At 69.1% G+C, this 13,824-nt stretch carries 11 protein-coding genes; 2 read left to right on the forward strand and 9 right to left on the reverse strand.

Annotation, left to right across the window (positions count from 1 at the left end):
- Window positions 1-45 precede the first annotated feature (45 nt).
- From OHZ10_RS15650 to OHZ10_RS15665, 4 genes are read right to left on the reverse strand one after another with little or no spacing between them, the layout of a single operon-like run.
- The gene (locus tag OHZ10_RS15650) at window positions 46-1,251 is read right to left on the reverse strand and encodes a CaiB/BaiF CoA-transferase family protein (protein WP_340624502.1); all 1,206 of its coding nucleotides are present in this window, start codon (window positions 1,249-1,251) and stop codon (window positions 46-48) included.
- A gap of 30 nt (window positions 1,252-1,281) precedes the next feature.
- Window positions 1,282-2,418 (reverse strand): acyl-CoA dehydrogenase family protein, encoded by a 1,137-nt coding sequence (locus tag OHZ10_RS15655; protein ID WP_342702978.1) that lies wholly within the window; start codon window positions 2,416-2,418, stop codon window positions 1,282-1,284.
- A gap of 14 nt (window positions 2,419-2,432) precedes the next feature.
- Window positions 2,433-3,629, reverse strand: a complete 1,197-nt coding sequence (locus OHZ10_RS15660; RefSeq protein WP_342702980.1) for an acyl-CoA dehydrogenase family protein — start codon at window positions 3,627-3,629, stop codon at window positions 2,433-2,435.
- Between the two features lie 29 nt (window positions 3,630-3,658).
- Window positions 3,659-5,785, reverse strand: a complete 2,127-nt coding sequence (locus OHZ10_RS15665; protein ID WP_256085301.1) for a 3-hydroxyacyl-CoA dehydrogenase NAD-binding domain-containing protein — start codon at window positions 5,783-5,785, stop codon at window positions 3,659-3,661.
- Between the two features lie 242 nt (window positions 5,786-6,027).
- On the opposite strand from OHZ10_RS15665, the gene OHZ10_RS15670 reads away from it, so the two are divergent.
- Both OHZ10_RS15670 and ggt read left to right on the forward strand, forming a co-directional pair.
- Window positions 6,028-6,990, forward strand: a complete 963-nt coding sequence (locus OHZ10_RS15670) for a LysR family transcriptional regulator (protein ID WP_059233100.1) — start codon at window positions 6,028-6,030, stop codon at window positions 6,988-6,990.
- 71 nt (window positions 6,991-7,061) lie between these two features.
- On the forward strand, window positions 7,062-8,936 hold the full coding sequence (gene ggt, locus OHZ10_RS15675) for a gamma-glutamyltransferase (RefSeq protein WP_342702982.1): 1,875 nt from the start codon (window positions 7,062-7,064) through the stop codon (window positions 8,934-8,936).
- Between the two features lie 52 nt (window positions 8,937-8,988).
- Here the strand turns inward: ggt and OHZ10_RS15680 are convergent, their stop codons facing one another.
- From OHZ10_RS15680 to lipB, 5 genes are all read right to left on the reverse strand, one after another.
- Window positions 8,989-9,948: an ABC transporter permease subunit gene (locus tag OHZ10_RS15680; protein ID WP_059233098.1), complete on the reverse strand. Its 960-nt coding sequence runs from the start codon at window positions 9,946-9,948 to the stop codon at window positions 8,989-8,991.
- Complete coding sequence (locus OHZ10_RS15685; protein ID WP_174994461.1) at window positions 9,948-10,745, reverse strand: taurine ABC transporter ATP-binding protein; 798 nt, start codon at window positions 10,743-10,745, stop codon at window positions 9,948-9,950. Before OHZ10_RS15685 ends, OHZ10_RS15680 begins: the two co-directional genes overlap by 1 nt.
- A gap of 28 nt (window positions 10,746-10,773) precedes the next feature.
- Window positions 10,774-11,790, reverse strand: coding sequence for a taurine ABC transporter substrate-binding protein (gene tauA, locus OHZ10_RS15690; protein WP_342702985.1), 1,017 nt, complete (start codon window positions 11,788-11,790; stop codon window positions 10,774-10,776).
- Window positions 11,791-12,041: 251 nt separating this feature from the next.
- Window positions 12,042-13,034 carry a lipoyl synthase gene (lipA, locus tag OHZ10_RS15695; protein ID WP_059233095.1) on the reverse strand — a complete coding sequence of 331 codons (993 nt, stop codon included), beginning with the start codon at window positions 13,032-13,034 and terminating at the stop codon, window positions 12,042-12,044.
- Window positions 13,027-13,773, reverse strand: coding sequence for a lipoyl(octanoyl) transferase LipB (gene lipB, locus OHZ10_RS15700; protein WP_059233094.1), 747 nt, complete (start codon window positions 13,771-13,773; stop codon window positions 13,027-13,029). The genes lipA and lipB overlap by 8 nt, the downstream gene beginning before the upstream one ends.
- Window positions 13,774-13,824: the final 51 nt, after the last annotated feature.

A 13,824-nucleotide genomic window follows, 5' to 3' on the forward strand; every position in this document is an offset into this window, starting at 1 on the left:
GGCGCGTGATCCGAACCCGCCCGCGCCGTGGCGTAAAGACATCCGTTACACGACGCGATCCGCACGCAGCCGTGCGACTTCGTCGGCCGACATCCCGAGCCAGCCGCCGAGCACCGCATCCGTATCGGCACCGAGCACCGGCGGCGCACCGCGCACCGGCAGCCGTGCGCCGTCGAAGCGATACGGCGGCGCCAGCACGTCGACGCCGCCCGCGACCGGATGCGGCTGCCGCGTGACGAGCCCGGCGCTCGTTGCTCGTTCGGACGTCAGCGCCTCGTGCAATCCAAGCACTTCGCCGCATGGAATGCCCGCGTCGGCGAGCGCGGTGAGCAGCGTCGCACGCGACCGGCGTGCGAGTTCGCGACGAATCTCGGGCAGCAGGTCGGCGCGATTCTCCGAGCGGCCGAGGTTGGTCTTGTAGCGCGCATCGGCCGCGAGGTCGGGCCGCTCGATCGCATCGCAAAAGCGTGCGAACTGCGTGTTGTTGCCGACCGTGATCACGAGCGGGCCGTCGGCCGCGTCGAACACGCCGTACGGCACGATCGACGGATGCGCGTTGCCGTAGCGCGGCGGATCCTCGCCCATCAGCAGCGCGTCGAGCCCGTAGTACGCGGTGATCATCAGCCCGCAGTCGAACAGCGCCATCTCGATGCGCCGCCCGCGCCCGGTTGCGTGGCGTTCGTACAGCGCGGCGAGGATCGCCTGCGCCGAATACATGCCGGTGAACAGGTCGACCGCCGCGACGCCGAACTTCAGCGGCGGCTGGCCGGCCTCGCCGTTCAGCGCCATCAGCCCGGCCTCGCCCTGCACGACAAGGTCGTAGCCGGGCCGCGCGGCCTCGGCGCCCGACCGGTCGTAGCCGGAGATCGCGCAGTGCACGAGGCGCGGATTCAGTTCGGCCAGTGCGTCGTAGCCAAGCCCGAGTTTTTCCGCGCCGCCGAACTTGAAGTTGTGAAGCACCACGTCGGCCTGCGTGGCCAGCTCGCGCGCGAGCCGCCGCCCTTCGTCGGTCTGCAGGTCGAGACAGATCGAGCGCTTGCTGCGGTTCACGCTGTTGAAATAGGTGGTTTCGGTGTCACCGATTCGCAGGCCCCAGTCGCGCGTATCGTCGCCGCGCACCGGATGCTCGACCTTGATCACTTCCGCGCCGAAATCGGCGAGCACCATCGCGCACCACGGGCCCGCCAGCACGCGCGAGAAATCGAGCACCTTCACGCCGGCCAGCGGCAACGCGCGCGGTTCGTTCGTCATCCTTGTCTCCTCCATTCGCGTCTTGCGCCTTTACTGTTTCGACAGCGCGATGTAACGCGCGAGATGGTGATCTTCATCACCGAGCTGGTGATCGATCATCACGAGGCGCTTCGCGTAGTGCGACAGCGGCAGCTCCCACGTCATCCCGATCCCGCCATGCAGCTGGATGCTCTCCTCGGCGACGAGCGTGCCGATCCGGCCGATGGTGGTTTTCGCGGCCGCGAGCGCGCGTTCGCGCACCACGCGCGGCGCGTCGAGCTGCGCGGCCGCGTTGATCACGGCCGAGCGCGCCTGCTCGACTTCGAGCAGCAGGTCGGCCATCCGGTGCTGCAGCGCCTGGAAGCTGCCGATCGGCAGCCCGAACTGCTTGCGCGTGCGCAGGTACTCGAGCGTGTGCTCCTTCGCGACGTCCATCGCGCCAAGCGCTTCCGCCGACAGCGCGAGCAGCCCGTAGCCGAGCACGCGTTCGAGCAGCGCGACGCCCGCTTCGCCGTCGGGCGCGCCGAGCGCCGCATCGGCCGGCAGCGCGACGCGCTCGAAGCGCACTTCGGCCGCGCGGCCGCCGTCGATCTTCCGGTAGTCGCGCAGCGTCACGCCCGGCGCATCGGCCGGCACGACGAACAGGCCCATGCCGGCCGCGTCGTCGTCCTGCCCGGACACGCGCGCACTGACGACGAAGAACGCCGCCTGCGCGGCCTGGTCGACGACGCCCTTCGCGCCCGTCAGCACCCAGCCGTCGCCCGAGCGTTCGGCCCGCGTGCGCACGGTCGTCAGTTCATAGTGCGAGCCCGGTTCGTCGTGCGCGAACGCGGCGCTCGCGCTGCCGTCGATCAACGCGGCGAGCCGGTCGCGATGCGCGGCGCCGCCGGCGAGCGACAGCGCGCGGCCCGCGAGCAGCGCGCCAAGGAACGGCTCGACGACGAGCCCGCGCCCGAGGCATTCGAACACCACGGCGATGTCGAAACCCGCGCCGCCGAAACCGCCATCGGCTTCGGCAAACAGCGCACCGACCGTGCCCAGTTCAGCAAAGCGCTGCCACATCGCGCGATCGAAGCCTGCGGCCGACTGCGCGATGCGATCGCGCACCGGGAACGCGTACTGTTCGGCGATGAATCGGTTCAACGTATCCGCCAGCATCCGGCGGTCTTCTGTGTGCTGGAAATCCATCGTCGCGTCCCTCGTTACAGCCCGAGCATCATCTTCGCGATGATGTTCTTCTGGATCTCGTTCGAGCCGCCGAAGATCGACAGCTTCCGGTTGTTGAAGTACTGCTGCGCGGCGCTCGCGGCTTCGTCCGGGCCGACCGGTTCGCCGTCGTAACCGGCATCGAGCGCGTCGTCGACGAACGGCTGCGCGTACGGCCCCATCGCGCGCCGCATCAGCGCGGTGATCTCCTGACGGATCTGCGTGCCGCGGATCTTCAGCATCGAGCTTTCCGCGCCCGGCGCGCCGCCGCCCGCGACCGCCGCCAGCACGCGCAGGTTGGTCGTGCGCATGTTCTCGAGTTCGATCTCGACACGCGCGACGCGTGCCGCGAAGAACGGATCGTCCGCGAGCGGCTTGCCGTTCTTCGTGACCTTCGCGGCCACCGCGCGCAGCCGGTCGAGCGCAGCCGTCGAGAAGCCGATCCCCGCGATGTTGGTGCGCTCGTACGTGAGCAGGTACTTCGCGTAGGTCCAGCCGCGGTTCTCTTCGCCGACGAGGTTCTCCACCGGCACGCGCACGTCGGTGAAGAACACCTCGTTCACCTCGTGCTCGCCGTCGAGCGTGATGATCGGGCGAACCTCGACGCCCGGCGTGTCCATGTCGATCAGCAGGAAGCTGATGCCCTCCTGCTTGCGCACGTCGGTCGCGGTGCGCACGAGGCAGAAGATCATGTTCGCGTAGTGGCCGAGCGTGGTCCACGTCTTCTGGCCGTTCACGACGTAGTGATGGCCGTCGCGCACCGCGCTCGTCTTCACCGCCGCGAGATCGGAGCCGGCGCCCGGCTCCGAGTAGCCCTGGCACCACCAGTCGGTGCCGTCGAGAATGCGCGGCAGCCAGTGGCGCTTCTGCGCTTCGTTGCCGTACTTGATCAGCACGGGGCCGAGCATGTTCACGCCGAACGGCACGATGCGCGGCGCACCCGCGAGCGCGCATTCGTTGTCGAACAGGAACTTCTGCGCGACGCTCCAGCCGGGGCCGCCGTATTCGCTCGGCCAGTGGCTCGCGAGCCAGCCGCGTGCGTTGAGGATCGCGTGCCATTCGCGCATGTCGTCGCGCGTGAGGTGCAGGCCGCCCTTCACCTGGCGCGCGATGCGCTCGGGCAGTCCGGCTTGCAGGAAGCGCTGCACTTCCGTGCGGAAGGCTTCCTCTTCGGGAGTGAAATTGAGGTCCATCTTCGTTCCGTTGCGAATGCGGTGGGCGTTCAGTCGACGCGGTTCAGGCTCGCGAAATCCGCGCCGCGCGCGACGAGATCGACGAGCAGCGGCGACGGTTTCCAGAACAGCGGATCTTCCTTCGCGAACGCGCGGATATCGGCGAGCACGTTCGCGAGGCCGACCGTGTCCGCGTAGTGCATCGGGCCGCCGCGATGGCGCGGGAAGCCGTAGCCGTACAGGAACACCGCGTCGACATCGAGCGGGCGCAGCGCGATCTTCTCGTGCACGACGTTCGCGCCTTCGTTGATCATCGCGGCGAGGTAGCGGCGCAGGATGTCGTCGTCGGTGAACGTGCGCGGCGCGACGCCCTTCTTCGCACGTTCTTCCGCGACGATCGCGTCGACTTCCGGGTCCGGCGTGCCGATGCGCGCGCCGTCCGGGTACAGGTAGTAGCCGCGCGACGTCTTCTGCCCGAACCAGCCGCGCTCGCACAGCCGGTCGGAAATCTCCACGTAGCGCGCATGCGGGTCGCGCGTTGCCGCGCGGCGCTTGCGGGTCGCCCAGCCGATGTCGCCGCCCGCGAGGTCGACGACCTGGAACGGGCCCATCGGGAAGCCGAATGCACGCACCGCGCGATCGATCTGGTACGGCGACGCGCCGTCTTCCATCAGGTAGTCGGCCGCCGTGCGATAGACGGCGAGGATCCGGTTGCCGATGAAGCCGTCGCACACGCCCGCGCGCACCGGCGTCTTCTTCAATTGCTTCGCCAGCGCAAACGCGGTCGCGACGACGTCCGCGCTCACGCGCGACGGCACGACGATCTCGAGCAGCTTCATCACGTTGGCCGGCGAGAAGAAATGCAGGCCGATCACGTCGGCCGGCCGGTCGGTGCTCGCGGCCAGTTCGTCGATGTCGAGGTACGACGTATTGGTCGCGAGCACCGCGCCCGGCTTGCATACGCGCGCAAGCTCGGCGAACACGGCCTTTTTGACGGCCATGTCCTCGAACACGGCTTCGATCACGACGTCGGCCTGCGCGAGCGCGTCGTACGACGTGCTGCCCTTGAAGCGCGCAAGCCGCGCCGCATGCGCGGCCGGCGTCATCCGCCCTTTCGCGACGAGGCCGTCGTACACCTTCTCGACGTGCGCCCGGCCACGCGCGAGCGATGCTTCGTCGCGCTCGATCATCGTCACCGGCAGCCCGGCGTCGAGCGCCGCGACCGCGATGCCCGCGCCCATCGTGCCGCCGCCGACCACGCCGATCCGCTCGACCGGCCGCGCGCTCGCGCGCCGCGCCTCGGGCGCCTTCGCCGCTTCGCGCTCCGCGAAGAACGCGTGCACGAGGCCCGCGCGCTGCGGGCTGTCGATGCATTGCAGGAACAGGCTGCGTTCGAACTTCATCCCCGCGTCGAACGACTGCGTGAGCGCGGCCTCGACCGCGTCGACGATCTTCGCCGGCGAGAACAGCCCGCGCGATTTCTTCGGCAGCTCCGCGCGCGCCGCGTCGATCGCAGCCTGCGCGGCCGCGCGATCGGCGAGCCCCTGCGCATCGCGCGTGCGGCGCACCGGTGCGCCGAGCGACACGAGTTCCTGCGCGTACGCGAGCCCTTCGGCGAGCGTGTCGTCGCTGTGCGCGACGCGGTCGACCAGGCCGAGCGCGAGCGCCTCCTCGGCGCTCGCATGGCGGCCCGTCAGCATCAGGTCGAGCGCGGCCTTCGCGCCGATCAGGCGCGGCGCGCGCTGCGTGCCGCCCGCGCCGGGCAGCAGGCCGAGCGTGACTTCGGGCAGCCCGAGCTTCGCGCCGGGCACCGCGAGCCGGTAATGCGCGGCCAGCGCGACTTCGAGGCCGCCGCCGAGCGTCGCGCCGTGCAGCGCGACCACGACCGGCTTCGTGCCCGATTCGATCCGCTCGCACACGTCGGGCAGCGACGGCGGCACCGGCGGCTTGCCGAATTCGCGGATGTCGGCGCCCGCGATGAAGTTGCGGCCGGCGCCGACGATCAGCACCGCACGGATCGCGTCGTCGGCCTGCGCGGCGTCGAGCGCGTCGGCCAGGCCCTGCCGCACGGCGGCGGACAGCGCGTTGACGGGCGGGTGGTCGATCGTGACGACGAGCACCTTGTCGCGGCGCTCGCGCGTGACCGTGCCGGTTTGGGGGGTGGCGGGGGAATTCATGGTTTCTCCTGTCGGCCCGAGTTAGCGCTTTAGCGCTTACTCGAGCCCCATGGCGTGGATGGTCAGAGTTGGCGCTTCAGCGCCTACTCCGACCCCACGGCGATCTGTGCACCAAGCATGACCCGATTCTCGATTGATCGAGATTCATTGACAATTCCCTCTCGCTTTTACAAGCTGTCAAGTCTGACTTGACACTGGATGCTTTCCGACCGTTAAACGGGACGGATCAGGAGACTCGGAGCATGGACCTGAATGCGCTGACGCTGCTCGTCGAGATCCTCGACGCGGGCAATCTCAGCAAGGCCGCGCAGCGGCTCAAGATGAGCCGCGCGAACGTCAGTTACCGGCTGAACCAGCTCGAACGCTCGATCGGCCAGCAGCTCGTGCGGCGCACGACGCGGCGCATCGAGCCGACCGAGATCGGACTGAAGCTGTACGAGCACGGCCGGCGCATCCGCAACGAACTGCTCGCCGCGCAGGAATCGGTGACGACGCTCGGCCAGGACCTGCAGGGCCGCGTGCGGCTGTCGGTGCCGAGCGGCTACGGGCAGATGGTGATGTCGGAATGGCTGCTCGCGTTCAAGCGGCTGCATCCGGGCATCGTGCTCGACGTCGTGTTCGAGAACCGCGTGGAAGACCTGATGCGCGACGAGATCGACATCGCGGTGCGCGTGATGCCGGAGCCGCCGCAGAACCTCGTCGCGCGCGACATGGGTGCGGTGCGCTACGTCGCGTGCGCGTCGGCCGCATTCGCGGCCGCGCACGGGATGCCGTCGAGCCTCGGCGCGCTGGCCGCCGCGCCGGTCGTCACCGCGACGGTGATGGGCCGGCAGTTGCGGATCGCCGCGTATCTCGGCGACGAGCGCCACGAGGTACTGCTCGAGCCCACGCTGATTTCGGAGAACTTCCTGTTCCTGCGCCAGGCGATCCTCGCGGGGATCGGCGTCGGCATCGTGCCCGACTACGTGATGCAGGACGACATGCGGCGCGGCACCGTCGTCACGTCGCTCGACGCGTACCGGCTCAGCATCTTCGGCACGCACATGTACATGCTGTACATGCCGAACCGGCACCACACGCGCGCGACGTCGACGTTCATAGAGTTCATCCTCGAACAGGCCGGAAAGACCGGCCGGGGCGGGCCCGGCGGGATGCGTCAGGGTTTTCTGTCGGATGACAATCCGCCGGCGGCGCGGCGACAATAGCGCGCCGGGGCCGGCAGCCGCGTTGCGCCGGCGCCATCGCCTCATTCGCATTCACTGCTGCCGAGGGTTCAATGTTCGACCGGATTCGCCCGCCTTCGCGTCCCTGGACGCTGCTTGCCGCCGTCGCGCTCGTCGCCCTCAACGCCGGCTGCACGTCCCCGTCCGCGCCGTCGGGCGCCGTCGTCCCGGTCGCCGCCGCATCGGGCGCGGCCGTCCCGCTGCCCGGCGTTCATGCGCCCGAACTGTCGTCCGGCTGGACCGACAAGCCGGGCTGGACTTCGCAGCACTTCATGATCGCTGCCGCGAACCCGCTCGCGACGCAGGCCGGCTACGACATGCTGAAGGCCGGCGGCACCGCAATCGACGCCGCGATCGCGACGCAGATGGTGCTCGCGCTGGTCGAGCCGCAATCGTCGGGGATCGGCGGCGGCGCGTTCATGCTGTACTTCGACGGCAAGGCGACGCAGGCATACGACGGCCGCGAAACCGCGCCGGCCGCCGCGACCGACCGGCTGTTCTACGGGCCGACCGGCCAGCCGATGGGCTTCTACGAAGGTGTCGTCGGCGGGCGCTCGGTCGGCACGCCGGGCGTGCTGCGCATGCTCGACGCCGCGCACCGCGCGCACGGCAAGCTGCCGTGGCGCCGGCTGTTCCAGCCGGCGATCCGGCTCGCCGAGCACGGCTTCACGATCAGCCCGCGGCTCGCGACGCTGATCGCGAACGACAAGTACCTGAAGAACGACCCGGCCGCGCGTGCGTACTTCTACAACGCCGATGGCACGCCGAAGGCGGCCGGCACGGTGCTGAAGAACCCCGCGCTCGCGACCGTGCTGCGCCAGGTCGCCGATCGCGGCGCGAACGCGTTCTACAGCGGCGCGATCGCGCGCGACATCGTCACGAAGGTGCGCAAGCACCCGACCAACCCGGGCCTGCTGTCGCTGCAGGATCTCGCGCGCTACAAGGCGAAGGTGCGCACGCCGCTGTGCGCCGACTACCGGCGCTCGATCGTGTGCGGGATGCCGCCGCCGTCGTCGGGCGGCCTCGCGATCGCGCAGATGCTCGGCATCCTCGAAGCGATGCCCGACTGGCAGCAGATCGGCGCGCAGAAGCCGGTGCGCAACGATGCCGGCTACGAGCCGACGCCGTTCGCCGCGCACCTGTTCAGCGAAGCCGGGCGTCTCGCATACGCGGACCGTGCACGCTACGTGGCCGATCCCGACTTCGTGCCGCTGCCGGGCGGCACCTGGGCGAGCCTCACCGACAAGACCTATCTCGCGCAGCGCGCGCGGCTGATCGGCGACAACAGCATGGGGGTCGCGCAGGCCGGCGCGCCGCAGGGCGCGACGCTCGCGATGGCCGACGACCGCAGCCCCGAATTGCCGTCGACGTCCGACATCGCGATCGTCGACCGCTACGGCCAGGCGCTGTCGATGACGACCAGCATCGAGGATGCGTTCGGCGCGCGGCTGATGGTGCGCGGCTTCATGCTGAACAACCAGCTCACCGATTTCTCGTTCGTGTCGAACGACAACGGCCGGCCGGTCGCGAACCGCGTGCAGCCGGGCAAGCGGCCACGCTCGGCGATGTCGCCGGAGCTCGTGTTCGACAAGAAGACGAAACAGGTGACGATGATCGTCGGCTCGGCCGGCGGCCCCGCGATCATCAATCACGTCGCGAAGACGCTGGTCGGCGTGCTCGACTGGGGCATGACGATGCAGCAGGCGATCGCGCTGCCGAACTTCGGGTCGATGAACGGGCCGACGCAACTGGAACGCGGCCGCGTGTCGGATGCGCTCGCCGACGGGCTGAAGGGCCGCGGGCACGACGTGCAGCTCGTCGAGATGAACTCGGGGCTGCAGGGAATCCAGCGGCTGAACGTGCAGGGGCAGACGGTGTGGTTCGGCGGCGCGGATCCGCGCCGGGAAGGGGTCGCGATGGGCGATTGAGTGCGGCATGCAAAGGCGGCGCGTGTGCGTCGCCCGCGCCGCCTGCGCGACGTCAGCCTCTTCCCTTCCACGGCACGATCCGCCGCTCGACCCACCGCATCGCGAGATCGAACAGCCACGCGATCGCGCCGATGATCAGGATCCCCATCACGACGATGTCCGTACGCAGGAAGCTCGATGCGTTGAGCACCATCTGCCCGAGCCCGGCCGTCGCGGCAACCATCTCCGCCGCAACGAGCGTCGTCCAGCCGAACCCGATCGCGATTCGCAGCCCCGTGAGGATTTCCGGCAGCGCGGCCGGCAACACCACGTGGCGCACGATCTGCGCGAAGCTGCCGCCGAGCGAATACGCGGCGTTGATCTGCTCGACCGTCGCCGCGCGCACGCCGGCGCGTGCGGCCATCGCGATCGGCGCGAAGCACGCGAGGAAGATCACGACGAGCTTCGCCGTTTCGTCGATGCCGAACCAGATCACGACGAGCGGCAGGTACGCGAGCGGCGGCAGCGGCCGGTAGAACTCCAGCAGCGGATCGAGCACGCCGCGCGCGACGCGGCTCACGCCCATCAGGATGCCCGCCGGCACGCCGATCGCCGTCGCCAGCAAAAATGCGCCGAACACGCGCGCCGCGCTCCACAGCAGATGTTCCGACAGCGGCAGGCCGCCCTGAATGCGGCCGTGCCACGCATCGACGAAAGCGGCCCACACGGCTTCCGGTGCGGGCAGGAACAGCGGCGGCAACCACTGGCGATGTGTCGCGACCCACCACAGCACGGCCAGCGCCGCGACCGTCGCCGCGCTCAGCCCTGCGGTCTTCCCTTCCCCCGGCAGCCGGTAACGGCGCGACGACGGCGCACGACGCGCCGCCTGAGGCCGCGTGCGATCGCCCTGCTCGAAGCCTGCGGCCGCGCGATCGGCCGTCCACGAATCCTGCGTGCTCATGCTGTCCTGCCTGTGCAAAGTACTGTTACGGCCGCGCCCGACGGCCACGCCGTGTCGCGCGAGTTCGCTCATCACGCCGGCTCCGCAACCGCCTCGTCGCGATGCAGGTACGAGATCAGCCGCTCGCGCCACGCGATGAATTCCGGTGACGATTTCACCGCACGTGCATCGCGCGATTCGACGTAGCGGCGCGCGAACGGCAGCTCGAAGGTTTCCGCGATGCGTCCCGGGCCCGGCGTCATCACGACGAGGCGCGTCGCGAGGAACAATGCCTCCTCGACGTCGTGCGTGATGAAGAACACCGTCTTGCCGGTGCGCGCCCACACGTCGAGCACGAGCGCCTGCATCGTGCCGCGCGTCATCGCGTCGAGCGCACCCATCGGCTCGTCCATCAGCAGCACGCGCGGGTCGCTCGCCAGCGCACGCGCGATGCCGACACGCTGCTGCATCCCGCCCGACAGTTCGTACACGCGCGCATGCGCATGGTTGTCGAGCCCGACGAGCGCGAGCATCTGTCGCGCCCGCGCTTCGCGTTCGGCCTTCGACACGCGCGCGAAGCGCAGCCCGAGCGCGACGTTGCCGAGCACGTCGAGCCACGGCAGCAGCGCGTATTTCTGGAACACGACGCCGCGATCGGCGCCGGGGCCCGCGACCGGCACGCCGTCGACGCGCACGTCGCCCGTCGTCGGCGCGACGAAGCCGGCCATGCAGTTCAGGAGCGTCGTCTTTCCGCACCCGGACGCGCCGAGCGCGACGACGAATTCACCGGCCTCGATGCGCAGGTCGACGCGCGCGAGCGCCTGCGTCGTCGGCCTGCCGCGCTCGCCCGGATAGGCAACCGATACCTGACGGACTTCCAGCGTGCTCATGCTCAGGACTCCGCGATGATCGCCGCGCTCAGCGCGCGGCCTTCTGCACGAACTGCGGATCGACGCCGGCCGAATAGTCGGACAGCACCGCCTGGATCGTGCCCTGCGATTTGAGGAACGTGGCCGTGGCCGCGAGCGACTTCGCGGCGCCCGATTGCGCGCCGCCGCCGAGCCACGTCGGCGACGCCTGCTCGGCCGCCGTCGGGAATGCGTAGAGCGCGAGGCTGGCCGGCACGTCCTGCGCGTTCGCGCCCGACACCTTCGCCACCGCGGCGACCTGCGGCGAGCCGACCTTCCATGCCGCCGCGTGCGCGCGGTAGTCGGCATCGGCGGCCGCGAGCACCTTCACGAAGCGCGTGACGAACTCGGGGTTCTCGCGCGCGAACTTGCGGCTCACGACGAAGCCGTCGAAGGTCGCCTTGCCACTTTCTTTCGCAACCTGGCCCGACGTCGTGAGCACGGTGCCCGACTGCTTGACCCTCGCGAGCACCGGATCCCAGATATAGGTCGCGTCGATGTCGCCGCGCGCCCACGCCGCCGCGACTTCGGGCGGACGCAGGTTGACGATCTTCACGTCGTTCGGATTGACGCCCGCGGCCTGCAGCGCGACGAGCGTATGGAAGTGCGACGTCGACACGAACGGCACGCCGATCTTCTTGCCCTTCAGCGCAGCGACGTTCGTGACGCCCGAGCCGTTGCGCGCGACGAGCGCCTCGGCGTCGTTGATGTTGTCGAGCACCCAGAACAGCGAGATGTCGAGGCCCTGCGACAGGCCGGCCGCGATCGGGCTCGACCCGGCTTCGCCGAGCTGCACGGAGCCCGACGCGAGCGCGCGGATCACGTCGGCGCCGCTGTCGAGCTTGCGGAACGTGACCTTGTAGCCGGTCGCCTTTTCGACTTCACCGCTCGCCTGCGCATAACGCCACGGCACGACCATGTCCTGGTACGCAATCACGACTTCGCGCGATTCGGCGTGCGCCGCGCCGAGCGCGGCAAAGGCGGTCAGCGCGACGACGGCGCGGCGGATGAAGCTGAAACGGGACATGCGGCTCTCCTTCGGAATGCGGGCATTGCTGCGGGAGAGCCGACTATAGGAGCTTTGCGCGCGGCGGGAGCGAACTTATCCTGCGAAGCTATCGATGCCGTTTCAGCTTTGCTTTCCACGTTCGACCGGATCGCGCGTCCGGTCGGGTGACGATTGCCATGCGGCAGCGCGGATGGCCGCAGCAGCAACAAAAAAGCCCGCATCGCTGCGGGCTTTTTCGACTGCGTGTGACCGCAGCGGGATTGCGACGCTCAGACCACCCCGGCCCCGTGCGCCTGCAGATCGGCGTGATAGCTCGACCGCACCATCGCGCCGACGGCTGCGTGCGTGAAGCCCATCTTGTACGCCTCTTCCTCGTACATCTTGAACGTATCCGGATGCACGTACGCACGCACCGGCAGGTGGTGCTCGGACGGCTGCAGGTACTGGCCGATCGTCAGCATGTCGACGTCGTGCGCGCGCAGGTCGCGCATCACCTGCAGGATTTCCTCTTCGGTCTCGCCGAGGCCGACCATCAGGCCCGACTTCGTCGCGACGTCCGGATGCTGCGCCTTGAAGTCCTTCAGGAGCTTCAGCGAGTGCGCATAGTCCGAACCCGGGCGCGCTTCCTTGTACAGGCGCGGCACCGTTTCGAGGTTGTGGTTCATCACGTCGGGCGGCGCGGCGTTCAGGATCGAAATCGCACGGTCGAGACGGCCGCGGAAGTCGGGCGTCAGGATCTCGATACGCGTTTCCGGCGACTGCTCGCGCACTTCGCGGATGCACTCGACGAAGTGGGCCGCGCCACCGTCACGCAGGTCGTCGCGGTCGACGCTCGTGATCACCACGTACTTGAGCTTCAGCGCCGCGATCGTGCGTGCGAGGTTCTTCGGTTCGTCCGCGTCGAGCGGATCGGGACGGCCGTGGCCGACGTCGCAGAACGGGCAGCGGCGCGTGCACTTGTCGCCCATGATCATGAACGTCGCGGTGCCCTTGCCGAAGCATTCGCCGATGTTCGGGCAGCTCGCTTCCTCGCACACGGTGTGCAGGTTGTGCTCGCGCAGGATCGTCTTGATCTCGTTGAAGCGCGAGCTGCCGGTGGCCGCCTTCACGCGGATCCACTCGGGCTTCTTCAGCCTCTCGATCGGAATGACCTTGATCGGGATGCGCGCCGTCTTCGCCTGCGCCTTCTGCTTGGCGGTCGGATCGTACGCAGCGGTGGCGGCCGAATCGGCCGGTGCGGGAGAAGCGGTAACGTCAGTCATTCGATTGTTCCAGTGCCTGCGGCTTGTCGGCGGCCGCGGATGCGCCGTCGAGGTTGGCGATCAGACGGCGCACCAGCGTGTGGGCGACGTCGTTCCAGTCGGCGGCAACCTCGAGGCTCGCCATGTCGACAGTTTCCAGTCCGGCATAGCCGCACGGGTTGATCGCAAGAAACGGGCGCAGATCCATCTTCACGTTCAGGCTCAGCCCGTGATAGCTGCAGCCGTTGCGGATCTTCAGGCCGAGGGCCGCGATTTTCGCGCCCTCGTGCACGCCGGATGCTACGTAGATCCCGGGCGCGCCCGCCTTGCGGACCGAAGCGAGATTATACGCCGCGAGGGTTTCGATCACGGCCTCCTCGATCTTCGTCACGAGCGTGCGCACCATCAGCTTGCGCCGGCGCAGGTCCAGCAGCAGGTAGACGACGATCTGGCCGGGGCCGTGGTAGGTGATTTGTCCGCCGCGGTCGACCTTCACGAGCGGCACGCCGCTGTCGGCCACCAGCAGGTGGGCCGGGTCGCCGGCCTGGCCGAGCGTGTAGACGGGCGGATGCTCGACCACCCAGATCTCGTCGCCGGTGTCGGCCGTGCGCGTGTCGGTGAACGCGCGCATCGCGTCGAAGCTCGTCTCGTAGGCCTCGAAGCCCCGCCAGCGCACGGCGACCGGCTGGGCCGGAAAGTCGGCGGGCGATGCGGAAACGGCGACAGGCGTGGACACGATGGAAACCGGCGAGACGGACATGGGCGGTAGTTTACCGAAAACCCATGGGTCTCGCCGGGCTTGGAAAGGGAC

Origin of the sequence: Burkholderia arboris, from assembly GCF_038723655.1 — a bacterium.
Taxonomy (GTDB): Bacteria; Pseudomonadota; Gammaproteobacteria; order Burkholderiales; family Burkholderiaceae; genus Burkholderia; species Burkholderia arboris.